This window comes from Claveliimonas bilis (assembly GCF_020892095.1).
In the GTDB taxonomy this organism is placed as follows: domain Bacteria; phylum Bacillota; class Clostridia; order Lachnospirales; family Lachnospiraceae; genus Claveliimonas; species Claveliimonas bilis.
The window spans coordinates 2,508,085-2,531,597 of sequence record NZ_AP024845.1 but is presented as its reverse complement, the minus strand read 5'-3'; the positions used below and the strand labels follow the sequence as shown (position 1 = coordinate 2,531,597).

Genomic DNA, 23,513 nt, shown 5'->3' with positions numbered 1-23,513 from the left:
CTTTCTATTTCCGATCTGTCATTTCCTTTCTCAGAGATCTTAAGTCTTCCACGGCCTCATGGAAATCCGGAAGGCGCCATTCCCAGTTTGGAGAACCGACTGTTCCCGGCGTATTCATATGGCCTTCTTCTCCAAGTCCCAGAATATCCTGCATTGGAACAATGGCGTACTCCGCCTTATTTTTAAAAGTATAATGGAGCAGTCTCTCCTTTACGGATCCCTGGCTGCATCCCTGCCTTTTTAAGAATTTTCTTACTTTGCGTTTTTGGGCAGTGTTTAAATTACCGTACCATTCCATGAGGGTATCATTGTCGTGAGTTCCCGTGTAAATGATCATATTTTCCGTATCATGGAAGCTGTCGTATGCATATTTTCCTTTCGTCTCAATGGAGAACATAAGGATCTTCATACCCTTTAAATGATAATGTTCCTTCAGCGTCAGAACTTCCGGGCGCAGATCTCCCAAATCCTCTGCCACCAGCTCCACATCCGGCAGCTTTTCGGTCAGGATATCAAGCACCTCATATCCCGGTGCCTCGATCCATTCTCCCTCGACAGCTGTGGGGCAGGTAGCCGGGATCTTCCAATATGTGTCAAAAGCGCGGAAATGGTCAATACGCACAATATCAAAAAGCTTTCCGCTGTAACCGATCCGGTCCTGCCAGAACCGATACTCATGCTCCTTCATATAGTCCCAGTCATAGATAGGATTGCCCCATCTTTGTCCTGTCGCGCTGAAATAATCCGGCGGCACTCCCGCAATGAAAATGGGCCGTCCGTCGGTATCAAGAAGGAAATTATCTTTCCCGCCCCATACGTCCACAGAGTCTACCCCCACATAGAAAGGCACATCTCCCATGATCCGGATGCCGCTGTCATTGGCTGCCTTCTTTACCTTCATCCACTGTCTGAAGAACTGATACTGAAGAAAAACGTGGAAAGCAGCTTCCTCTCTTTCTTCCTCCGTAAGCTGCCGCCGGGTTTCCGGCCAGTTTTTGTCCTCTTCTTTCCACTCGTTCCAGCATGTTCCGCCGTTTGCCGCTTTCAGTGCGCGGAATACACTGTATTCCTTCACCCATTCCTGATCTGCAAACTGGCGGTAGTCTGCTTCCTGATCCAGTTTCTGTTCCCGGAACCTTTCAAAAGCTTCTTTCAGGTAAGGAATCTTAAAGGAACGGACTGCATCATAGTCCACCCTTTTCTCTTTCTCCCGGAAGCTCTCCGGAAGGCTTGTCAAAAGTCCTTCCTCCTTCAGAATATCCAGGCTGATATACAGCTCATCCCCCGCATAGGAGGAATAAGGCTGGTACGGAGAATTTCCGTACCCAACCGGATTCAGAGGCAGGATCTGCCATATCCTTATGCCGTTTTCTTTCATCATATCGATCCACTGATATGCACTGCTTCCCAGCTCCCCAATCCCTGTCCGGGAGGGAAGGGAAGATACCGGCATCAATATTCCTGTCTGTCTCATTGCTTTCTATCCCCCTGCTGCCTATGATAAATGCCAGATGTCTCTGTCATACTCCGCGATGGTTCTGTCAGAAGAGAAGAATCCCGCCTTGGCAATATTTACCAGCATCTTCTTTGCCCAGCTCTTTTCATCCTCATAGTCTTCCAGCATCTGTTCCTTTGTGCGGATATAATCCTTCACATCCAGAAGTGTCATGAACCAGTCTTTTCCTACGATTTCCTTATACAGACGTCCCAGGTTCACCGGATCTCCGATACGGATCAGATCCTTGCTGATAATGAAGTCTACCAGCTCTTCCACCATAGGATCATTTTCGTAAATGTCTTTGGAACAGTAAGATGCATTTGCATACAGATCAATGACTTTCTCGGACTTCTCACCGAAAATGTAAATATTGTCATCGCCTACCAGCTCATGGATCTCCACATTGGCGCCGTCTTCTGTTCCAAGTGTCACTGCTCCGTTCAGCATGAATTTCATATTTCCTGTTCCGGATGCTTCTTTGGAGGCAAGAGAGATCTGCTCGGAAATATCACATGCAGGGATCAGCTTCTCTGCTTTCGTTACATTATAATTTTCCACCATCACAATGCGCAGATATTTCCTTACCTCGGGATCTTTCTCAATCAGTTCCTGAAGGCAGAGGATCAGATGGATGATATCCTTTGCGATCGTATAGGCAGGAGCCGCTTTTGCGCCGAAGATCATTGTGACCGGGCGTTTCGGAAGATTGCCTTTCTTGATCTCTTTGTATTTATAAATAGCATAAAGAGCGTTCATCTGCTGTCTCTTGTACTCATGGAGACGTTTGATCTGGATATCAAAGACAGAGTTCTCGTCAATCTCAATGCCCTGTGTCATCTTCAGGTAATTTTTCAGCTCAATTTTAGCCTCTTTTTTGATCTCCTTCAACTGTGCCAGCACTTTCTCATCATTCTGATATTCCAGAAGCTTTTCCAGATGGGAAGCGTCTTTTACAAATCCTTCTCCGATCAGCTCTTTCAAATAGTCTGCCAGTCTGTGATTGCAGTGGAGCAGCCATCTGCGGAAAGTAATACCGTTGGTCTTATTGTTGAACTTCTCCGGATAAATGTCATAAAACGGCTTCAGCTCAGATTCCTTGAGGATCTCTGTGTGAAGAGCGGCAACTCCATTTACAGCATAGCCGTAATGGATATCAATGTGAGCCATGTGTACACGGTTCTGCTCATCAATAATGTAGACTCTCTCATCGTGGAAGTCTCTTCTGACTCTTGCATCCAGGTCACGGATGATCGGCATAAGCTGGGGCACTACCTGCTCCAGGTAGGCAACCGGCCATTTCTCCAGAGCCTCTGCCAGGATCGTATGATTCGTATAGGCACATGTCTTTCTCACCACATCTACGGCTGTGTCCATATTAAAGCCTTTCTCACTTGTGAGAATACGGATCAGTTCCGGGATCACCATAGTCGGATGAGTGTCATTGATCTGGATGCACACATGTTCATGCAGATGATAAAGGTTTACGCCTCTTTCTTCCGCTTCACGGATAATGAGCTGTGCAGCATTGCTCACCATAAAATACTGCTGGTAGATCCTAAGAAGGTGCCCCGCCTCATCACTGTCGTCCGGATAGAGGAACAGGGTCAGATTCTTCCGGATATCTGTCTTGTCAAACTGGATTCCATCATGAATCAGCCCTTCATCTACGGTATCCAGGTCAAAGAGATGCAGTTTATTGCATCCGCTTTCATAGCCCGGCACATCAATGTCATACATAGTAGACGTCAATGTGAAATCTTTAAAAGGAACCTGGAAATGGCGGTCTGTCTTGGTCAGCCAGCTGTTTTCCGTAATCCATGGGTTTTTATCCTCCCACTGCTTATGATCTGCAAATTTCTGCAGGAAGAGACCTTCGTGGTAGTTAAGGCCCACTCCGTCTCCTGCAAGTCCCAGTGTTGCAATGGAATCAAGGAAGCAGGCTGCAAGCCGACCAAGTCCTCCATTTCCAAGAGAAGGCTCCGGTTCTACTTCCTCAATCTCAGTGAGATCATGACCATACTTTTTCAGTACCTCCCTTGTCTCCTCGAAAAGTCCCAGATTGATCAGATTATTGGACAAAAGCTTTCCGATGAGAAATTCCGCTGAAATATAGTACAGCTTTCTGTCTCCGGTATTAGCCTTCATGCCTTTCATTTTATCTTTTGTCACACAAAGAAGCGCTGTGTAAATCTCTTCCTTTGATGCTTCTTTGATTCCTTTATGAAATTTTTCCTGCAACATCATTTCCAATGCCTGTTCCATGTTTGTATCTCCTTTCTATCTATCACATTTCTGTAATCCACTTTCATCATATTCTTTATTATATACTATTTTTCCAGATTTTCATATACCCGAAGTATTTCTCCCACACTCCAGGCCTGGGCAAAACACCCTTTTGACGAGGCTGGATTCTCCCCGTCGTAAATCTCCGGCAGCTGTCCTATACATCCTTCCCGCATGGCGCACTCCAGCACTTCCATCTGTCGTTTCACTCTGTCTCTGGCCTTTTCGCTCCAGCCGTTTACTTTCAGATAGGCCAGGTAGTAGGCGCCCATAGGGAAGGGCCAGACCGTTCCCTGATGGTAGGCAAGATCCCTCTCCATCATCTCTCCGCCATAGAAAGGATGAAAATCAGGATCTTCTTTTTCCAGTGTCCGAAGCCCATATGGAGTATAGAGCTTTTCAAATACTGTCTCCACTACCTGCTTTTCCTTCTCCTTATCCATCATGGTAAAAGGAAGGGAAACTGCCCAGATCTGATTGCAGCGGATCTGTGTATCCGCCGCTTCTCCGGAGAGAACGTCTTTCAGGCAATGTTTTTCTTCCATCCAGAACTTTTCCCTAAAAGACAGCTTTACCTTTTCCGCCATCTCCTGATACTGCTCCTTTGGATGGCCCAGCACTCCCGCAAAAAAGTCCATGATCTTCAGGGCGTTGTACCAGTAGGCATTGATCTCCACCGGTTTGCCATGGCGGGGAGTGGGAAGGATCTTGCCGATGCGCACATCCATCCATGTCACCTGATCCAGCTCCTTTCCCGCACGGATCAGTCCGTCGGCGTCCATGGCAATCCCATAATCCGTACCCTCCCGGTATGCAGTGATGATCCGCTCCATTACCGGATACATCTCTTCTATAAAGGCCTTGTCTTTTGTTTTCTCATAATAGAGGTAGACGCAGTTGATAAAGAGAAGAGCGGCATCCACTGTATTGTACATAGGCTCTTTCCCGCCTTCCGGGAAGAGGTTGGGCATCAGCCCTTTTCTCTCATTGACAGCAAAAGTGCGAAGAATGCTTTTGGCAGTCTCATACTGGCCAGTGGAAAGACAGATTCCCGGCAGAGCGATCATGGTATCCCGTCCCCAATCTTCGAAAAAAGGGTAGCCTGCAAGAATGGTCTTTCCTCCGGTAGATTCCCGTCTTGTCACAAATGCGGACGCGCTTCTTGCCAGAGCTTTCGCTATTTCGCTCTTCCAGCTGCCTCTCTCCTGCCATCTGTCCCGAAATGAACGGACGCGGGCGATCACCTCATCGGGCCTCTCCAGGGCCGGGGGGGCCTCTCCCTCCAGCGCATAGACAATCTCCAGCGTCTTTTCTTCTCCCGGAAGGATCTTTGCTGCAACCGTGTGGACTGCCGCTGCTGTCCCTGTCGGTCTTCGCCCGTCACAGGCATCATAGCGGTAAAAATAAGTCTCTTTTTCCATGGGGACCGAACAGAAATCCCCATTTGTCCGGACATCCAGACACATATCCCTGCAGCGGATCCTGTTCCCGTCAAGCAGAATTTTCTGCCCTTCCTCCATGTCTTCTCCTTTGGGCGCAAACTGAAAGAAAGGTTTTACCTGAAAGATACAGCTCTCCCGCCTTCTGTTCTCAATCTCATACTTGAGAACCGCTGCATTTTTCTCCGGATCCAGCGCCGCCTCTTTTCGTATTTCCACACCGTCCGCCTGAAAGATCCAGACCGGATTATCTTCATAAGAAAAGGAGGTGAGGAACCGGTATCCTTCTTCCTTCGTCCCGTCTGCAAATTCCTGTGTGGAGAGTACCAGATCATCCAGCTGCTCTTTCAGGCGATGAATGATATTGTACCGGCAGTTGGGAGCTTTTAAGCATCCCATGAGAAACGCATGGTCGTTTCTGGCCACCCCTCCTGCCATAGTCAGGGAAGAAAATCCTCCCAGCTCATTTGTCATCAGATAACAGTTTTCCTCGCTTCTTTCAATTGTCTTAAAGTCCTGTTTTCCATATATCCATTTCATGCGCTTTTTCCTTTATTGTCCCTTCTTCTCCATGGTCTTTTTTGTCCCAGCACCAGCATGCTCACCGGTTCCATGGTAATGGCTTTTTCCACCGTTTCCGGCTTCTTCCACAGAAAGCTGTCCTGTCCGTCGGCTAAAATTTCCCATTCTCCCTCCGGAAGCGTCAGCCTCTGAGGCTCTTTTCTACTGTTATAGCTCACCTTCAGAATATCCCAGGAGCTGTTCTCTCCATCCTTTCGGTTATCTACCAGAAAGCTGACAACCCCTTCCTTCTTCCACTGGCCATGGATGCGCTTCCACGCTGATGTCTTCTTATCGCACAGTCCGGGAAGCTGTTTGCGCAGGGCGATAAGACCGCGGTAATAATCTACCAGCTCTTCTTCTTCCCAGGCTTTTTTCCAGTCCAGCCGGTTGATCCCTATAGGAGCATTGTAGCTGTCTTCAATCCCATCTTTTGTGCGGGCAAATTCTTCCCCCGACAGAAAGAAAAGATTCCCCTGACATGTCATATATATCCCTGCTGCCAGCCTGTACTCCCTCTTTCTCAATGCCTCATCCTTTGTTGTCTGGCATAACTTATCCCACAGAGTCTGATTGTCATGAGAAGAGACATAGGTGATCACCTGTGAAGGCGCTTTTACATGATCCTCTCCGTCTCCGCACCAGGCGCATACACTTCTTAAAATCTGTTCTTCCATTTTTTGTGCCCCGTTTACAAATCCCGGTTCCCAGATTTCCAAAGAAGACCCCTTGATAGCATCCCTTGTATCATCACAAAACATCCCTGTGTTATGATCCAGACTGCGGATATTGGCCTTTAAAGCCTGCTCTTTTTCATATGCAATGGCTGTACTGTCTGCCGCCCACGGTTCTCCAAATAGAAGTTTTTCCCCTTTTCCGTATTTTTCATCCAGGGCACGGCGGATCCGGTTCATTAAATCCACATCCAAAAGTCCCATCAGATCAAAACGGAATCCGTCTATATGGTATTCTTCAGCCCAGTAAAGAACCGATTCCAAAATGTATTTCCCGCACATAGGCATCTCACTTGCAATATCATTCCCGCACCCGGATCCATCCGAGATCTCCCCGTCCTCTTTTACCCGATAAAAATACCAGGGAACCGTTCTCTGAAACCAGGAATCCAGGGAGTAGGTATGATTGTACACCACATCCATGATTACCCGGAATCCATGTCTGTGCAAAGACTGTATCATTTCTTTCAACTCCCGGATTCTCACCTCTCCCGCCGCCGGATCGGAAGAGTAAGAGCCCTCCGGCACATTGTAGTTAATGGGATCATATCCCCAGTTGAATTCCGTTTCCTCGCCCGTTTCATCTACAGAGCCGTAATCATATACCGGCATAAGCTGTACGTAATTTACTCCAAGCTTCTTCAGATAAGGAATCCCTGTTGGATGGACGCCGTCACTGTAGAGAGTTGTATCATTGTACAGAAACGCCCGGTATTTTCCTCTTGCTTCTTTGGGAAATCCCCCGGATTCATCCCAGGAAAATTCTTTGACATGAAGCTCATAGATGACCGTTTCTTCCTCCTTTGCCGGAGGACTGTCCTCCTCCCAGCCTTCCGGATCCGTTTTCTTTAAATCCACGACCATGCTCCGCTGTCCGTTTATCCCGCATGCACGCGCATATGGATCTGCAGAAAAAACCGTACTGTTCTCCATCTGCAGAGTAAAATCATAATAGATTCCGTGTAGATTTCGTTCAGTACGGTATTGCCATACCCCCTTTTCACACCTTTTCATGGCATGCCGTTCAAAGGCTTCCCCTTTGCTTCCATCCAGGTAGAGATTTAGGATGATCTCTTCAGCGAAAGGACTCCAAAGCCGGAAAAAGGTTCCCTGTTCCGTGATGAGGGCTCCGAGACCTTCGCCCTCATACACGTATTTTTTTTCAAATTCCAAACTGGAATAAATATCTTTCCATTGTCTCGCTGTCTTTTTCATGCTGCCATACCTCATATTTGTTTTTTATCCTTTTACCGCTCCGGAAAGACCGTCCACGTAATATCTCTGCATGAACAGGAAGAGAGCGGCAATCGGAATGGATATCAGTACTGCGCCTGCCGCAAAGCTGGTGTACCAGTTATCAATGTATTCTTTCTGCAGCATCTGCCAAAGTCCGATAGCAATGGTATACTGGTCGGAATTTGCACGGCAGATTACCTTTGCAAAAATGAAATCCAGCCACGGCGCCATAAAGGATGTCAGTACTGTATAGATGATGATCGGCTTACTGAGAGGCAGAGTGATCTTTGTAAAAATCTGCCATCTTGTACAACCGTCCAGAAGAGCCGCTTCATCTACAGCGATAGGGATCGTATCAAAGAAGCCTTTCGCAATCTGGAAACTCAATCCTGCTCCTCCCGAATATACCAGGATCAACGCAAGGCGGATCAGATTTCCTTCGGTCAGCCCCACTGCCTTTAAGATAAAATATACTGCGATCATGGACATGAATCCGGGAAACAGCCCCAGAATCATTGCCATGTTCATATAAGGCTTGCGAAGCTTAAATTTCAGCCTGGACAGGCAGTAGGAAACTGCCAGGACATAAAAAGTCGACAGTATACAGGAAAAGATCGCAATGATCAGCGTATTTGTGAACATCTGCGGGAAATTCAGGATCGAGGTATCCGTAAACAGTTTTTCGTAATTATCCAGCGTAAAAGACTGTGGGAAAAATGTGGATACATAGGATCCTTTTTCTGCCCTGAAGCTTGTAAGGATGACCCAGATAATCGGGAAAACCCAGATCACTGCAAGCACTCCTAAAACGATATGAACAATAGAATTATTGATAAAGCGCTTTCTTTTTGCAGAATGCATTTTTGTTCCTGCCATATCTAGAATCCTCCTTCTTCTTTATAAGATTTGCTGTGTCTGTATGTGAACAGTGCGCCCACTGCCAGGATCACAAAGGTGAGAATACCGATGACTGCACCGATATTGTAATACTGTTTATCAATCGTCAGTTTATAGAGCCATGTTACAAGCAGGTCCGTACTTCCCGCTGTTGACGCCAGATCCGTGACCGGATCTCCTCCTGAAAGCAGGTATATAACATTAAAGTTATTGACATTTCCCGTAAAGGTAACGATCAGATACGGAGTTGTCACATACAGCATATACGGAAGTGTGATCTTGGTAAATGTCTGAAATGCATTGGCACCGTCTACCTTCGCCGCTTCGTAAAGCTCTGCAGGAATATTCTGAAGGACGCCGGTCAGCTGAAGCAGTGTATAAGGTACACCTACCCAGATATTTACAACTATTACCGTCACTCTGGCCCATGTAGGGTCTGTAAAGAAAGGAAGACTGGCATCCTGGGCGATCCACCCCAAGTTTCTCAAAAGAACATTAATCGCTCCTTCCGGCTGCAGCATCGTCCGCATGATCAGAAGAGAGACAAACATAGGCACTGCACAGGACAGGACGAAACAAAATCTCCAGAATCCTTTTGCCTTTGTTCCCTTTCTGTTGATCAGAAGAGAAACGATCATTCCGAAAATATAGTTACTGAAAGTGGCAAAAAATGCCCACACTAAAGTCCAGATCAGCACAGACCAGAAGGTGCTTCCCAAAATACTGCTGGAATCAAACAGCGCTTTAAAGTTATCAAGACCCACCCAGTCAAACAGCATCAGATGATTGTCGATCTTGCTGTAGTTTGTAAACGCCATACAGATCATAAAGATCAAAGGCAGTACAGTAAATGCAAAAATAAATGCCACTGGAGGCGTCATCAAAAGCCGGTGGAGATTCTCATGAAGGAGAGACTTCAGATCTTCTCCGAAGCTGTTGACATGCCGTCCTTCTTTTGCCAGACATTCCGCTTTGTATGCGCTTTTCAAGGCGCCTCTCCAGGCACAGATCAAAAGGATCGTTACTAAAACGGTAGCAACTCCATAAAGAAGGATCAAAACGGACTGATCTCCTTTTGTATATACATATACCTGACTTGCCTCATCCCACACTTCCTCCTGGGGGATACTTCCAAGGGACGGAAGCATGCCAAGGAACCGGATGCCATTCATAACCATAAATACTACGTACGCGATTTCCACAGCCATGTAAATAAGTCCTTTTATGATCTGGCCGTGTACAATATTTCCAAACCCCATTAAAACCATGGAAAGTTTTGTTTCAAGTCCGCCTTCGCGGATTGCCTTTGTACAGGTATAGGGTGTCGGAAACTGATTGACTCTCTTTTTCATTATTCCCATCCTCTTCACCTCATTTAGATTCCATCACTGTTCATTGCATCGTTCATTTGTTCTGTCTGTTCTGCCGCATTCTCATGAGTAATGCTTCCATTTCGGATTCCCTTACCCATATTTTCCACAGGAGTCCAGCAGTTGTTCATTTTGGACACGAAAGGCTGCAGGATGGATGTGTTGTTGAATGTATCATCCTGTGCTGATACAAGATCGTCTTCCGCAAATTCTGTCTCTTCAAGAAGCTGCGTGCTGCATGGAATAACGCCGCACATTTCATAATGAGCTCTCTGTGCTTCTGCCGATCCCAGATAGACCGCAAGTTCGATCGCCGCCACCATATTATCACTGTTGGGGTTTACTCCGATTGCCTTGGATCCCGCATAGGACATCATCTGTTTTTCTTCCCTGTTAAGCGTATAAGCAGGAAGGGAAGCTACTCCCATGTTGTCCCCTAAAGCTTCTTTTACCGCATTGGCATCCCAGGAGCCTGAAAACATAGCATTGATGCTTCCGTCACGAAGCCCCGCAATACCGGAACCATCCGCATCAATACGGAAATTTGGATTACTTTCAAGATCGATCAGATAATCCGTAACTTCTTTTGCCTTCTCTCCGCCAAAATCCACTCCCTTGGACTCGTCTGTACCATCCCCGAATAAAGTACAGCCGTTCCCAATATAGAAAGCCGGCAGATACCAGGAGTTTGTGAACGGGAACGATACCACTCCCTTTTCCAGCATGGTATCCAGGTTCTTAATATCCTCCTCGGAAAATACCGATTTGTCGTAGTACATAAACCAGGTATTTGTTGTAAAAGGAACGCCATAAAGTTCATCATCTTTGATCAGAGAGGCCAACACCTCTTCTGAATTACTCTCTTCAATCTGTTCCCTGTACTTTCCTCCGAATTTTGCCAGTGCATTTGCATCTGTCATTGTAGTCAGTGTATCATTGGCATACATAAAAACATCCGCACTGGCTTCCGGATCCTGCGATACCTGACCTGCTGCGCTGGCTTCATCCGCTACGCCATACACAAAGGTGATGTCCCACTCCGGATGTTCTTTGGCAAAATTTTTGCACATTGTCTGAAGCCATTCCCCGCTGTCTTTTGACTGGTCATTGGACGGTGACCACACCATCAGGCGGACTTTTTCCGTCTCTCCTGCTCCGCCTTCAGATTGTCCGGCACAGCCGCTAAGTCCGGTCGCCAGAAGTCCGGCAGTAAGCAGCAGCGCCAACCCTCTCTTCTTCATTACTTCATCTCCATTTCCTTAAAAGTTTCGTATTGTTTCGTTATGTGTTAATCATACCTTCTCTTTCTATTTTAGTCAATAATTCATCTGTACAAATTTTAAGATTTATCTATTTTTCATAGTTTTTTCTCATTTTTTTGTATAGTTTTTCTACTTACTCATATTTCCTTTTCGAAAATATACGAAACTTCCTTTTGTTTTACCTAAAATCCGTTGATTTTCTATCTTTACTTAGCTATAATATGAACAGATATTTTCCAAAAGAAAGGGCGGTCCTTATATGGCTACAATACAGGATATTGCTGATAAACTGGGGATTTCCAAGGGTACTGTCTCCAAAGCGCTCAATGGGGCGACTGACATCAGCGAAACTTTACAAAAAAATGTACTTGAAACAGCTGTAGAATTGGGATATACAAAAATACGGCGTCCCGGAGGGGTACGCCGACTTTGTATTCTGATTGAAAATATGGATTATGAGAACCCTCACGATTTTGGGTATGAGATTATCTTAGGATTCCGGCAGATGGCGGAACCGGCCGGCTATTCAGTAGACATTATTCCGGTAACGGAAAAACTGCAGAAATCTTATTCTTATGATACGTTTATGCTGAAGCATGACTATCTTGGCTCCTTCATCCTGGGCTTTTCTTTAAGCGACCCCTGGATGAAAGACTTCCACACAAGCCACACTGCCACCGTCCTTTACGACAACTATATTATGGCAAATCCCCATATCGGATATGTAGGGATCGACAATGGCGAGGGGATGGAGCTGGCTGTCTCTCACTTAAAACAAAAGGGGCATAAAAAAATCGGCTATCTAAGCCACGCCCTCGGCTCGCACATTATGCAGGTCCGCCACAAGGCTTTCTTTTCGGCACTTCGCCAAAATGGCCTGAAAAGCGATCCTACCTATGCCGGGAGCTCCTACTATATTACCCAGTGCATGGAGAAACATCTTCCCCGGCTTTTAAATCTCGGGGTTACCGCCATCATATGCAGCCACGATCTTATTGCCAATGCTGCTATGATCCAGTGCCAGCAGATGGGATACCGCATTCCGGACGATATTAGTATCATCGGATTTGACGATCTTCCCATCTGCGCCTACACCGCTCCTCCTCTCACAACCGTGCGCCAGGAACGGATCCAGCTTGGCAAAAGCGGATACTATGCACTGGAAAGCCTGATGAACGGAATTGCTATCGGAACTCTTCTCCTCCATGCAAGTCTGATTGTCAGAAATCCCACCGGCCCTGCCAAAGTGCCGCTTGATGCTAACACACCTGATCTTAACAGTACAGTTCATTCCTCTTTCTGACAGAGCAGGCCTTTTCGATCTTCTGTGCAACGGCAGCTGCTGCCGCTGCATTTATTTTTCTTGCCCCGGCAGGACATACAACCACACAGCGCATACAGGAAATGCACTTTTTCTCATCTGCTTCCTGTACATGATTGAGAGAAATTGCCTCTGCAGGACATTTCTTCGCACAGATTCCGCATTGGTTGCATCCATCCTCTGCTTTCGGCACCATAGGCACAGGGGCAGATTCTTTGTAAGGACGGTTCCCCGGCACTTTAAAGTCTGATATTTTTCTCTTTTCTTGCTCCCATATTTGCCCTTTACTCTGCTCTTCTTGAAACTTCTTCCAGATTTTTTCTGCAAATTCCTTCAATTCCTGTTCATCTTCTCTGTCCGGTCTGCCTGTCGCATATTGATGCATAATAGAATGCTCTGCAATGGCAGCCACTGCCGCTATAACCTCAAATCCGCATTCTTCCGCCAGATCCTCAAGCTCTGTCAAAGTATCTTCATAGGCTCTGTTTCCGTACACACAGACAATCACACACCTTGCCCCATTTCCTTTGATCTGACGGAACCGTTTTGCTGCAAGCGCTGGAACACGTCCGCCATAGGACGGCACCGCAATAAGCGTCAGCTCTTCTTTTTCCACGGAAATACTTCCAAAATCCACAGAAGGATCTGTCAGATCGACCGCCTCTCTTTTCAGATTCCATTCTCCTGCAAGAAGATCCGCTACTTTTTTCGTTCCTCCTGTAGGGCTGAAAATTATTTGTCTTCCCTTCATTTTTACTCTTCCTTTCCTTCTCCTCAATTTGTTTCATTCAAAATAAAATCAGAAATTTTTATCTCGCACATTTCTTCTGTTCTGCATGCAGAAAAGTACTTTTCCTCCAAAGGAATCCATTTTTCCTGAAAATCTCTGACCTTTTCTCTATTCCGTTTTTCAATCCTCTGCATCTGCAAAGCCGGATCAATTGTCATAAAAACATGGAGGTCATAATAGTTCCACAAAGCAGGATGACAGCTATAAGATCCTTCCACGACCGTCAGCCGTCCCGGTTCTATGCATTTTGCCTTTCCAAACGTCTGCAGATGACAGTCGTAAGGTCTGTAAAAACATTTTTCACCTTTTATCAGCGGTTCCATAACCTCTTCCCGAAAACGTTCATAGTCCACATTTCCGCCCGGACACTCTAATCGTTCTCGCGTCCTTTGTTCCGGACGCAGAAAGAAGTCATCCATATGAATCACACTGCAGCCTTCTTTTCGCTGCAGCCCGGCCGCAAATGTAGTCTTTCCGGCCGCACACCTGCCATCTATCCCCACCAGGACATGATCCTTGCATTTCAGCAGATCTTTTGTTCCCGAGAGCACTTTGCTCATCCAGTCCATCTTTGCCCTTCCTTTCAGTCCTATTTTGGTTCTTCGAACCGATACCCGACTCCCCATATTGTTTTTATGTATTGAGGATCAGATGGATCATCTTCGATCTTCTCTCGGATCCGGTTAATATGAACCGATACGGTAGCCGCATCTGACACATAGTCAAATCCCCATATTTTTTCAAAGAGTTCTTCTTTCGAAAATACAATATTAGGATTTTCTGCCAGAAAACGCAAAAGTTCAAACTCCCGGTGCGGAAGTTTCAATTCTTCCCCCTCCTTCCAGACCTTCCAGGTCTTTGTCTCGATCACAAGATCCTTTATCCGGATTCTTTCGCTGCTTTTTTCCCCTTTCCCTGTAGTCAGTCGGGTATATCTTTTCAAATGAGATCGCACCCTTGCTACAAGCTGAAACGGATCAAACGGTTTTATGATATAATCGTCTGCCCCCAATCCGAGTCCCCGTATTACATCTACTGCCTCCGCACGCGCAGTTACCATCAGGATCGGAATGTCAGTTTCATCTCTTACCCTGCGGCATATTTCATACCCGTCACATCCCGGAAGCATAATATCCAACAAAACCAGATCATACCCTCCCTTCTTCAATTCCGGAATGACCTGATTTCCATTTTCTACAATAACTGTTTCATATTCGCTGCTCTCCAGATAGTCCCTTTCCAGCTCTGCAATCTTTCTGTCATCTTCTGCAATCAGTATTTTCGCCATCTGCTCTCCTCCTGCTTTTATCTTATTCCTCCATCACCGAATATCCGGACTCTCTTCATCAGTCTTCGGAAAATGCAGACTGATCCTCAGTCCATTGTCATTTTCCGCCTGAACAGACCCGTTATGCCGTTCCATGATATATTTTACCACATAAAGTCCCACACCGCTGCCTTTCTCTTTTCTTGCCTCATCACACCGGTAAAAACTCTCAAATATTCTTTCCAGTTTTTCTTCCGGTACGCCTTTTCCATTGTCCTTCCATGAAAGACAGACTTCTTTTTCCATTTCTTTTACCGACACTTCCACTCGTACCGGTGTAACTTCTGCATATTTTATACTGTTTTCTAAAAGATTGTCCAGAATCCTTCTGACCTGCTCCACATCCATCGAAATCTCCGGCATATACTCTGCCTGTTTATGCATAGAAATCTCCGCTACAGCAGAATCTGTTACCGCGTCTTTTTGCGCCACATAAGCCGCCGCATATTCCGCAAGGTCAGCTTTTACCATGTGAAAAGGCATCTGACCACTTTCCATCCGTGAGAAGTCAAAAAGTTTCTGCAGAAGGATATTCATTTCTTCTGTAGACTCATAAGCTGTTTTCAGATACATTATCTTCTTCTCTTCTGTATCTGCCACTTTATCCAGAACTCCTTTAATATATCCCTGTATCGACGTAAGGGGTGTCCTGAGATCATGAGAAATTCCCGTCACCATATCCGTTCTGGCTCTTTCTGTCCTTGCTCTCTCTTTCCGGTCTTCTAAAATGGTTTTCTGCATTTCATTGAATGTCTGGCATACATGCTCAAATTCCGCTTCTCCTTTATAATGAATATTTTCCTGCAGATTTCCGCTCTTGATCCGCTCGGCTCCTTCCACTAACAGTTCGATCGGCTCCATAACAACCCTGTTCATCCTTCTGGTAAAAAAGGAAGCCAGGAAAAGCAAAATCGCAATCCCTACGGTTCCTGCCAGAAATACCGCCCCCAGAAATGCATAGAAGGAACTGTTTAAAGATGCGGTGATCCAATTTCCCTCCGGAAAATGGGCCGCCACCAGATATGCGCCCTGGTCCGGAAGATATTTCCCTATCACAGTTGCCTTCTGAAATGCAAACAGTTCTGTCCGGCCGCTTTGATTATCCTGTTCCTGAAAGAACTCCGCCAGATCGCTCATTTGACCGCTCCGATTACCGGACAATATCTTTCCGTCAGCAATGACAGCCGCATAATAATCCCACTGTTTTACTTTGCTTTGAAGATCTTCAGCATTCCTTGTATCTTCCATCTCCACCGCACGCATTACACTTCCCGCATTGCCGTCTATCTTAGTCTGACTGATCTTATAAATCTGGCCTTCCAACGCATCCTCAAAAATGATCAATACCGTCATAATAATCAGCATCAAACAGATGAGGGCAGTAAATAAAATTTTCATATTAGAACGAAACATTCTTTTTTTCAAAGACATGTTTTAGCCTCTTTTCTTCTTTCTTTTCTTCTAATCATAACGCAGATTTCTTTCTTTTTCCACTCTGTCCCCAAATCTGTAAGTAATGCCCTCCAACAACATAATCAGGAAAATAGCAGCAATGATCCCGGCCAGAATATAAATTCCCATTCCTGCCGAAACAGGCTGAACTTCAAACAGAGACGGTAAAAGAAGAATCGCCCCAAAGGTCCCCAGTACCATAGTCACGCACAAAAAGGCTCTCAGGGGACTGAAAGGAATACAGCTTTTTACTACTGCCGACATGGAAATCAATATTAAAAGCAGATACATTACCGTCTGCTGTTCGGAAGCTGAAAGCGGCGCAAGAAAATTTGTCAGGGCGATCATCGCTGTCACCGTTATGCCAAAAGGCGCCGCATGGGTAAGGGCAGAAGGCAAAAATCTTCCATGTATCTGCCTTGTATTGGATTCCACGATTGTAAAAAAGGATGGATAAGCCTCAATACAGGCATCAATTAAAGTAATCTGTATCGGTATAAAGGGAAATGCCTGATTGGTAAAAAGGCATAAAAAGGACACCAGTACAGAATAAATTGTTTTAATAAAAAATACCTGTGCAGTTCTTGTTACATGATGTATGACTTTCCTTCCTTCCATCACAACCTGCGGAAGGTGGGTGAAATCCGAATTAAGCAGCACCACCTGGGAAATCTGCCGGCTGGCGTCGCTGCCGTCCGCAACAGCAATCGAACAGTCTGCTTCCCGAAGAGCCAGGAGGTCATTCACTCCATCCCCCGTCATAGCCACCTGATGTCCCTGACGCTTCAACGCCTTTATGATCTCCTGCTTTTGTTTCGGCGTCACCCTTGCAAAAACAGAACATGTCTCGCAGAGTCTGTCATAATCAATCTCATCCGGGTATTCTGAAAGGTCAACCGCTTCCTTCCACCGGCGAAGTCCTGCTCTCCTTGCAATCTGCGATACTGTAGTCACATGATCACCGGAAATAATCTTTACATCTACTCCTTCTTTTCGGAAAAATTTAAGAGTTTCTTTCGCATGAGGACGGATCGTATCCTCCAGAACCACGCCGTAAAGAGAACGGATCTGTTCCGGCAGCTCCTGGTCGTTTTTCCATATGCTTCCGGTATATCCGATCACGATCAGGCGGCGTCCCTTCCTCATTTCTTCTTCCAGATTTCTGGAAAGATTTCCCATGAGCTTCTCAGGCGCTCCTACAAATACTGTGCCTGCTCCCTGAAAACTTACACTGCCCCATTTTCTTTTGGATGAAAACGGAATTTTATACACCGGCTGATAAACCGGATCCTCCTTGAATCTTTCCTTTAATGCACGAAAAGTAACATTATTATCATCACAGGCCGCCATATAAGACCCTATCAGCCTGTCTACTTCTCCTTCCGGAAATATGCTCACTGGAATTACTGTGCAAACTTTCAGATTTCCGTCTGTGATGGTCCCTGTCTTATCCAGGCAGAGGGTATCTACATGGGCAAGCGTCTCCAGAGAATAAATATTCTGGACAAGAATTTTCATTTTGGCCAGACGGATCACACCTGCCGCTAAAGAAACAGAGATCAAAAGCACCAATCCCTTCGGAAGCATGCCAAGCAAGGCTGCCGCCGAAGATAATACCGCTTCATTCACCGGCGTATTCCGGAAGAAAAACGCTTCCACAAAAAGAAGGATTCCCAGCGGAATGATCAAAAAGCTGGTAAAGTGGGTCACTTTTCTCATTGATCCTAAAAGTTCTGATTGAACCTGCTTTTCCTTTTTTACCTCGTTTGCAAGTTTCGTTGCATAATTGCTGTCACCTACATGTATCACTCTTACATAGGCCTTTCCCGAAATGACAGAGCTTCCGGAAAACAGTTCTGAACCAGTTTCTTTCACCACCGCATCACTTTCTCCTGTAAGCAGCGATTCATTTACTTCCAGCATACCATCTATTACAACAGCATCATAACAGATCTGATTTCCGCTCTCCAGCACCACCAGATCATCTTTCACAACTTCTTCCGGCTCCACAAGCATTTCTTCGTTATCTCTGCGGACACAGATCTGCGGACGGTTCAGGATAGACAGTTCATCTACCAGCTTTTTCGCCTTCAGTTCCTGAAAAATCCCGATCATAATGTTTAAAATGATAATGCCGATAAACAGCATGTTGGAATATGCCCCGACTGCAAAAAGAAGTCCTGCTATCAGAAAGTTCAGAAAATTAAACAGAGTAAATAAATTTCCCCGGACGATCTGTCCCCTGCTCTTTGTAATCTTCCCGCTTTCGCTTTCACCCTCTCCCCGTTCCCGGCGCTCTGCCACCTGGAGAGCAGATAAACCTGACAATTGCTCTTTCATCGTTTCTTTTGCCTCCTGTTTCTATTTTTACATATTAGACAGTAGCACATTATCCTAAACATCACTCCGGGATTTCTTAAACAATTTTTAAACTATTTTTCTGCCATAGCCTTAGGGAACAAAATTTCCTATTAAATGAGAAAACGGCGCTTACAGCGCCGTTCCTTTTTTGGTAAGGAAGAAAGACTTCATGTCCGCCTTCTCCAATGTCAGCAGTTTCACTTTTTTCTCAATCCCGCCTGCATATCCTGTCAGGCTGCCGTCGCTTCCCACAACCCGGTGGCAGGGAACAAGAATAGAAATTTTATTATGTCCCACAGCGCCGCCTACCGCCTGGGCCGACATGCTCTTTTTCCCTCTTTTTTCAGCAAGCTTTCCTGCAATTTCCCCATAAGTCATGGTCTGTCCATAGGGAATGGAACAAAGGATCTCCCATACTTCCTTCTGGAAGTCCGTCCCAATGAACCGAAGGGGCACTGTGAAGTCAGGCTCTTTCCCTGAAAAGTAAAGATCAAGCCACTGCTTCGTTTTCTCAAAGACCGGAATTTCTTTTTCTTCCCGCTCTTTATCCAGATGAAGGGCAAAATATTTCTGCCCCTCAAACCACAATCCTGTCAGGCAGCTTTGGTCTGCCGCCAGAAGAATGTCACCCAGCGGTGATCTGTAATGACTGATGTACTGCATATGATCCCTCCATTTCCTGTCATTTCTTTTTTGGCGCATAATCCTTCATACCGGGGATGGCGCCTCCTGCCACAGCCCAGAGGTAAAGACTTGCAACGCTGCAGCAGGGGCTGAATCGTCTGCGGTATTTTTCAAATAGCTTCCTATCTATTTTTCTGTGATGATAGACCATTCTCAGCCCCCTCTGGATCGCCAGATCATCATAACTGAAAATATCGGGGCGCTGGAGGCAGAACAAAAGGATCATTTCAGCCGTCCATACACCGATCCCTTTCAGAGACGCCAGCTGCCTGACTGACTCCTCATCAGACATATGGGAAATGCTGTCCAGATCAAACTCCCCGCTCTCCACCTTTTTTGCAAAATCTTTGATATATTCCGCTTTACGGAATGTGATCCCAAAAGACTGCAGGTCGGAAACATCTGCCGCTGCAATGTTTTCTGCCTGGATGCTGCCAAGCCCTTCCTGCATTCGTCTCCAGATCGTCTCCTGGGCTTTTGTGGAAATCTGCTGTCCGATAATGTGATGGACAACAGATGAAAATAAATCCGTATCCACTTTGCGCTCAATGGGGCCGATTTTATCTATGATCTCACCTAAGATTTTATCTCTGCCTTTCAGGTATTCTACTTCGGTTTTGCCATATGAGAAGTACAACGGTGTTCCTCCTTTTTCTTCTGTATTTTTCCTATTTATTAAAATAATACTATCATTTTTCTTTCTTCTCAACACTTTATAAGTTTTGCCCCAGCCATCCGCATCTTCATTGATTTGACTAACACACTGGAACGTACTATAATATTTTTATTACATATGTAAGATTCATAGGAGGAATAATTATGTCTGTATTACCACAGATCTCTGAAGCTGAGTTTGAAGTTATGAAAATAGTATGGAAATTTGCCCCTATCAGCACAAATGAAATAACAGATCGCCTACTGAAGACTACTTCATGGAGTGCGAAAACAATCCAGACGCTTATAAAACGTCTTGTGACAAAGGGCGCTTTGACTTACGAAAAACAGGGTCGTGTATTTGTTTATACCCCTCTCGTAGAAGAAAACGAATATATCAATCAACAGAGCAATTCGTTCCTGAACCGTTTCTATGACGGAAATATCAGTACAATGCTCTCGTCATATTTGGAAAACAACCAACTGTCAGAAACAGAACTTTGCAATTTACGTTCCATCCTGTCCAAAAACTCTGATTAAGGAGAAGGTTTTATGACTGACTTTATCATACGTTTTTTCATCTGTAATGTATTGATCAGCGGCATGATCGGTATTTTATTCTTATTGAAAAAAATATGGAAATCCCGCTTAACCAGCCGGACACAATACAATCTGTGGTTTCTGCCCCTGTGCCTGATGGCGGTTCCCTTCCTTCCAGTCCGGTCCGATCGGATATTTTCATGGTTTATGGACTTTAATGATAGAACCGCCCCCTTCAACAATACTGTTGCTGCTGCAGATACATTCACTTCACCTGAAACAGCCTCCGGGTGGATGAATGACTTTACTGTGTCTGTCAGCAGCAGGATTCCTTCTGTGGTCGGAACGATACTCTTTGGAATCTGGATCATCGGCATTCTGGCAATGATTCTACTGGTTCTCCGCTCTTCCCTTAGCCTGTACAGAATAAAAAAATCTGCGCTGCCTCTGCAAAATCATGAAGTGCGAAAACTGTATAAAAGCTGCCTGGAAGAACTGCACATAACCAGAGCGATTCCGATTTACAGTACTGCTTTTTTGAAGTCTCCTGTCATCACCGGATGGATCAGACCGCGCATTTATCTCCCCATCCGCCTGATCACGGATTATGAGCCCGAAAAGATACGTTACATGCTGCTACATGAATTACAGCACTATCGGCATAAAGATAATCTGTCGAATGCTCTGTTCCTGGCGGCCCAGATTTTCTACTGGTTCAATCCGCTTATCTGGCTTGCTGCAAGAGCAATGAGAAATGACCGTGAGGTTGCCTGTGACAGCGCCGTATTAAATATGCTGCATGCGGATTCTTATCAGGATTACGGTTATACACTAATCAATTTTGCGGAGAAGATCTCCCTTTCTCCTTTTCCTTTTTCAAGCAGCCTGGGCGGGACAATAAAACAGTTGGAACAGCGGATTCGCAACATTGCAGCTTACAAAAAGCCCTCTTCTTCCAAAAGGTTGCAGAGTATGGTTCTTTTCGCTTTCACAGCTGCACTTTTTGTCGGCATTACCCCTGTGCTGTCCTCCTATGCAGCGGCCGATGATCAGTATCAGTGGGATACTTCCGGAGAACGCATATCGGAGTTAGATCTATCTGACTATTTTGAACAGTATGACGGAAGTTTTGTTCTGTACAATTTAACCGGCGATCAATGGAGCATTTACAATATGGATATGGCTGCAACACGGACAGCTCCAAATTCGACCTACAAAGTTTATGATGCGCTGTTTGCCCTTGAAGAAGGCATTATCACACCAGATCAATCTCTGCTTGCATGGGATCATAAGGATTATCCTTTTGATGCCTGGGAACAGGATCAGACCCTGCAAACAGCAATGTCCGGTTCTGTCAATTGGTATTTTGAGACTCTCGATAATCAGATGGGCAGGGAGACCATTCAATCCTACATACGGAGAGTCGGATACGGAAATGAAACGATCGGAAGTGATATTTCATCCTATTGGCTGGAATCCGCTCTGAAAATATCTCCTGTAGAGCAGGTCGAATTGTTGAACGCCTTTTACCATAACACCTTTGGTTTTGATCCTGAAAATATACAGGCTGTAAAAGACAGCCTCCGGCTTTCTTCTTCTCCTGCCGGAACTCTTTATGGCAAAACAGGAACCGGAAATGTAGACGGGCAGGACATCAGCGGCTGGTTTATCGGTTTCGCTGAAACGCCGGAAAATACCTATTTCTTTGCCACTAATATTCAGTCAGAAAACAATGCTGCCGGAAGCAGCGCTGCAGAAATCACTCTATCCATTCTCTCCGACTTAAACCTTTGGCACATTGGCTAAGATCCATTCCTGCGCCCTCTTCCGGCAGGGCATCGTATTCCCGCGAGCCGCTACAAACTGCATACAGTCTTCTGCCATTTGCTGCTCTCCTGTTTTATCAAAACACATACCCAGCAGATACTTCCTTAACACTTCATTATAAGGGTTCTTTGCTTTATATGTTTTTAGAAATGCTGCCGTCTGCTCATATTTCTGTTCCAGAAACATTTGCTCGGCAGCAAATAGTTTATTCTTTTTAAATGCGAGATCCGCATTTTGAAACAGTTCATTAAATTTACCAGCGTCCCCATGGTGATAGGCCTCGGCAAGGTCCAGATTCATAACTATCTTCTTATATAGTCTGCTGCTCTTCTTTCCAATCCATTCTTCCGTTAAAAACTGTCTGCTTTCTTCCAATTTTCCATTGACGATCAGCGCTGTAGCCAATCTCTGCTGCAGTATCATAAAAACGGATGTTTGAAAACCCTTGCATTTAAGACTTTTTCCATAAGCTACCCCGTATTCCATTGCCTTCAGATAGGTTTCCGCATCACACTGCTGAAGGATGACTTGATCGATCTTTGCCAAATCCCTCAGGATCATACCGGACAATCCTATAAACGACAAAACAATTCCTACAGCGGTAAAAATCACTAACAGATAGGGACGTGTATCTGCCCATGTATAGATCCAGCCAGGATCCCATATCGAAAAAAAGAAAACACTTTCCTTATGCGGAAAGGGATTTCCAAGGAACAGGCTGACAATTCCGCCCATGAATACATAAATAACCCAACACAGCAGAAATCCCTTTATTCTTCCATGTTTCATCCGTTTATAAGCATATTGAATCTGATCTTTCAAATTTTGATCCAGCATATCCGAATACCCTCCTTTTCAATCTGATCTTGTCTAATATTTCATCTGCATCAGATAAGTAAACAAAGCCAAACCGCCTATCGTTGAAATATTAAGCAATATATTCCGCAGTATTTTGTGCTTTCGTTTTTGAAATATCATGCTTCCGCAAAGCAGAATAACCTCCAGTATGGTGAACGCTTTTCCATAGGCTAAAATTTTTAAAAACTCAGGCTCATATGCAGCAGAAACAAAAGCAATTTCAACATTACAAAATGAAATGACAGCGGCTGACAAAACATTTGCCAAATAGAAAATCTTTGATATCCTTTCACTTTCCGCCCATATTCCCAAAGAAAATGCAGCGGTAAGCAAATAGTACAGTACCGTTCCCAGAAATAGCCAAATGATTTCGTTTGCATTTGATATTTCGTCCATGTTATTCCTCCTTTTTACAGCGT

The 23,513-nt window shown here is 45.2% G+C and carries 19 protein-coding genes; 3 read left to right on the top strand and 16 right to left on the bottom strand.

Features of this window, described 5'->3' with window-relative positions; translation table 11 throughout:
- Window positions 1-4: 4 nt before the first annotated feature.
- The 7 genes from malQ to EUBC25_RS12215 all read right to left on the bottom strand — a co-directional run bounded on the left by malQ (window position 5) and on the right by EUBC25_RS12215 (window position 11,259).
- The gene (gene malQ / locus EUBC25_RS12245) at window positions 5-1,474 is read right to left on the bottom strand and encodes a 4-alpha-glucanotransferase (protein WP_230105764.1); all 1,470 of its coding nucleotides are present in this window, start codon (window positions 1,472-1,474) and stop codon (window positions 5-7) included.
- Between the two features lie 21 nt (window positions 1,475-1,495).
- Complete coding sequence (locus EUBC25_RS12240) at window positions 1,496-3,760, bottom strand: glycogen/starch/alpha-glucan phosphorylase (RefSeq protein ID WP_230105763.1); 2,265 nt, start codon at window positions 3,758-3,760, stop codon at window positions 1,496-1,498.
- Window positions 3,761-3,825: 65 nt separating this feature from the next.
- On the bottom strand, window positions 3,826-5,760 hold the full coding sequence (locus EUBC25_RS12235; protein WP_230105762.1) for an amylo-alpha-1,6-glucosidase: 1,935 nt from the start codon (window positions 5,758-5,760) through the stop codon (window positions 3,826-3,828).
- Complete coding sequence (gene pulA / locus EUBC25_RS12230; protein WP_230105761.1) at window positions 5,757-7,730, bottom strand: type I pullulanase; 1,974 nt, start codon at window positions 7,728-7,730, stop codon at window positions 5,757-5,759. Before pulA ends, EUBC25_RS12235 begins: the two co-directional genes overlap by 4 nt.
- Window positions 7,731-7,754: 24 nt before the next feature.
- Window positions 7,755-8,627: a sugar ABC transporter permease gene (locus EUBC25_RS12225; protein ID WP_230105760.1), complete on the bottom strand. Its 873-nt coding sequence runs from the start codon at window positions 8,625-8,627 to the stop codon at window positions 7,755-7,757.
- A 2-nt stretch (window positions 8,628-8,629) separates the two neighbouring features.
- Window positions 8,630-10,009 (bottom strand): carbohydrate ABC transporter permease, encoded by a 1,380-nt coding sequence (locus EUBC25_RS12220; protein ID WP_230105759.1) that lies wholly within the window; start codon window positions 10,007-10,009, stop codon window positions 8,630-8,632.
- Window positions 10,010-10,023: 14 nt separating this feature from the next.
- Window positions 10,024-11,259, bottom strand: a complete 1,236-nt coding sequence (locus tag EUBC25_RS12215; protein WP_230105758.1) for an extracellular solute-binding protein — start codon at window positions 11,257-11,259, stop codon at window positions 10,024-10,026.
- A gap of 280 nt (window positions 11,260-11,539) precedes the next feature.
- Here EUBC25_RS12215 and EUBC25_RS12210 point away from each other — a divergent pair, with 280 nt between their 5' ends.
- Window positions 11,540-12,583 carry a LacI family DNA-binding transcriptional regulator gene (locus EUBC25_RS12210; protein ID WP_230105757.1) on the top strand — a complete coding sequence of 348 codons (1,044 nt, stop codon included), beginning with the start codon at window positions 11,540-11,542 and terminating at the stop codon, window positions 12,581-12,583.
- On the opposite strand, the gene EUBC25_RS12205 is transcribed toward EUBC25_RS12210, so the two are convergent.
- The 7 genes from EUBC25_RS12205 to EUBC25_RS12175 all read right to left on the bottom strand — a co-directional run bounded on the left by EUBC25_RS12205 (window position 12,555) and on the right by EUBC25_RS12175 (window position 19,852).
- Window positions 12,555-13,352 carry an EFR1 family ferrodoxin gene (locus EUBC25_RS12205; protein ID WP_230105756.1) on the bottom strand — a complete coding sequence of 266 codons (798 nt, stop codon included), beginning with the start codon at window positions 13,350-13,352 and terminating at the stop codon, window positions 12,555-12,557. The genes EUBC25_RS12210 and EUBC25_RS12205 overlap by 29 nt on opposite strands.
- Window positions 13,353-13,375: 23 nt before the next feature.
- Window positions 13,376-13,960: a uridine kinase family protein gene (locus EUBC25_RS12200; RefSeq protein WP_230105755.1), complete on the bottom strand. Its 585-nt coding sequence runs from the start codon at window positions 13,958-13,960 to the stop codon at window positions 13,376-13,378.
- Window positions 13,961-13,980: 20 nt separating this feature from the next.
- Window positions 13,981-14,679 (bottom strand): response regulator transcription factor, encoded by a 699-nt coding sequence (locus tag EUBC25_RS12195; RefSeq protein WP_230105754.1) that lies wholly within the window; start codon window positions 14,677-14,679, stop codon window positions 13,981-13,983.
- A gap of 33 nt (window positions 14,680-14,712) precedes the next feature.
- Window positions 14,713-16,149, bottom strand: coding sequence for a HAMP domain-containing sensor histidine kinase (locus EUBC25_RS12190; RefSeq protein ID WP_230105753.1), 1,437 nt, complete (start codon window positions 16,147-16,149; stop codon window positions 14,713-14,715).
- A gap of 30 nt (window positions 16,150-16,179) precedes the next feature.
- Window positions 16,180-18,510, bottom strand: coding sequence for a cation-translocating P-type ATPase (locus EUBC25_RS12185; RefSeq protein ID WP_230105752.1), 2,331 nt, complete (start codon window positions 18,508-18,510; stop codon window positions 16,180-16,182).
- A 150-nt stretch (window positions 18,511-18,660) separates the two neighbouring features.
- The gene (locus EUBC25_RS12180; protein ID WP_230105751.1) at window positions 18,661-19,194 is read right to left on the bottom strand and encodes a methylated-DNA--[protein]-cysteine S-methyltransferase; all 534 of its coding nucleotides are present in this window, start codon (window positions 19,192-19,194) and stop codon (window positions 18,661-18,663) included.
- A gap of 19 nt (window positions 19,195-19,213) precedes the next feature.
- Window positions 19,214-19,852 carry a DNA-3-methyladenine glycosylase family protein gene (locus EUBC25_RS12175; protein ID WP_230105750.1) on the bottom strand — a complete coding sequence of 213 codons (639 nt, stop codon included), beginning with the start codon at window positions 19,850-19,852 and terminating at the stop codon, window positions 19,214-19,216.
- 182 nt (window positions 19,853-20,034) lie between these two features.
- Here EUBC25_RS12175 and EUBC25_RS12170 point away from each other — a divergent pair, with 182 nt between their 5' ends.
- On the top strand, window positions 20,035-20,409 hold the full coding sequence (locus EUBC25_RS12170) for a BlaI/MecI/CopY family transcriptional regulator (RefSeq protein WP_230105749.1): 375 nt from the start codon (window positions 20,035-20,037) through the stop codon (window positions 20,407-20,409).
- Between the two features lie 12 nt (window positions 20,410-20,421).
- Window positions 20,422-22,215 (top strand): BlaR1 family beta-lactam sensor/signal transducer, encoded by a 1,794-nt coding sequence (locus EUBC25_RS12165; RefSeq protein ID WP_230105748.1) that lies wholly within the window; start codon window positions 20,422-20,424, stop codon window positions 22,213-22,215.
- On the opposite strand, the gene EUBC25_RS12160 is transcribed toward EUBC25_RS12165, so the two are convergent.
- Both EUBC25_RS12160 and EUBC25_RS12155 read right to left on the bottom strand, forming a co-directional pair.
- Complete coding sequence (locus EUBC25_RS12160) at window positions 22,192-23,073, bottom strand: hypothetical protein (RefSeq protein WP_230105747.1); 882 nt, start codon at window positions 23,071-23,073, stop codon at window positions 22,192-22,194. The two genes, EUBC25_RS12165 and EUBC25_RS12160, sit on opposite strands and share 24 nt — an antisense overlap.
- 33 nt (window positions 23,074-23,106) lie before the next feature.
- Window positions 23,107-23,490, bottom strand: coding sequence for a hypothetical protein (locus tag EUBC25_RS12155; protein ID WP_230105746.1), 384 nt, complete (start codon window positions 23,488-23,490; stop codon window positions 23,107-23,109).
- Window positions 23,491-23,513: the final 23 nt, after the last annotated feature.

Coding starts and splice junctions, on each gene's coding strand:
- EUBC25_RS12160 (WP_230105747.1), bottom strand. CDS start 23,073: ATGCTGGATCAAAATTTGAAAGATCAGATTCAATATGCTTATAAACGG.
- malQ (WP_230105764.1), bottom strand. CDS start 1,474: ATGAGACAGACAGGAATATTGATGCCGGTATCTTCCCTTCCCTCCCGG.
- EUBC25_RS12190 (WP_230105753.1), bottom strand. CDS start 16,149: ATGTCTTTGAAAAAAAGAATGTTTCGTTCTAATATGAAAATTTTATTT.
- EUBC25_RS12220 (WP_230105759.1), bottom strand. CDS start 10,009: ATGGGAATAATGAAAAAGAGAGTCAATCAGTTTCCGACACCCTATACC.
- EUBC25_RS12225 (WP_230105760.1), bottom strand. CDS start 8,627: ATGGCAGGAACAAAAATGCATTCTGCAAAAAGAAAGCGCTTTATCAAT.
- EUBC25_RS12200 (WP_230105755.1), bottom strand. CDS start 13,960: ATGGACTGGATGAGCAAAGTGCTCTCGGGAACAAAAGATCTGCTGAAA.
- pulA (WP_230105761.1), bottom strand. CDS start 7,730: ATGAAAAAGACAGCGAGACAATGGAAAGATATTTATTCCAGTTTGGAA.
- EUBC25_RS12165 (WP_230105748.1), top strand. CDS start 20,422: ATGACTGACTTTATCATACGTTTTTTCATCTGTAATGTATTGATCAGC.
- EUBC25_RS12195 (WP_230105754.1), bottom strand. CDS start 14,679: ATGGCGAAAATACTGATTGCAGAAGATGACAGAAAGATTGCAGAGCTG.
- EUBC25_RS12180 (WP_230105751.1), bottom strand. CDS start 19,194: ATGCAGTACATCAGTCATTACAGATCACCGCTGGGTGACATTCTTCTG.
- EUBC25_RS12240 (WP_230105763.1), bottom strand. CDS start 3,760: ATGGAACAGGCATTGGAAATGATGTTGCAGGAAAAATTTCATAAAGGA.
- EUBC25_RS12170 (WP_230105749.1), top strand. CDS start 20,035: ATGTCTGTATTACCACAGATCTCTGAAGCTGAGTTTGAAGTTATGAAA.
- EUBC25_RS12185 (WP_230105752.1), bottom strand. CDS start 18,510: ATGAAAGAGCAATTGTCAGGTTTATCTGCTCTCCAGGTGGCAGAGCGC.
- EUBC25_RS12235 (WP_230105762.1), bottom strand. CDS start 5,760: ATGAAATGGATATATGGAAAACAGGACTTTAAGACAATTGAAAGAAGC.
- EUBC25_RS12210 (WP_230105757.1), top strand. CDS start 11,540: ATGGCTACAATACAGGATATTGCTGATAAACTGGGGATTTCCAAGGGT.
- EUBC25_RS12205 (WP_230105756.1), bottom strand. CDS start 13,352: ATGAAGGGAAGACAAATAATTTTCAGCCCTACAGGAGGAACGAAAAAA.
- EUBC25_RS12215 (WP_230105758.1), bottom strand. CDS start 11,259: ATGAAGAAGAGAGGGTTGGCGCTGCTGCTTACTGCCGGACTTCTGGCG.
- EUBC25_RS12155 (WP_230105746.1), bottom strand. CDS start 23,490: ATGGACGAAATATCAAATGCAAACGAAATCATTTGGCTATTTCTGGGA.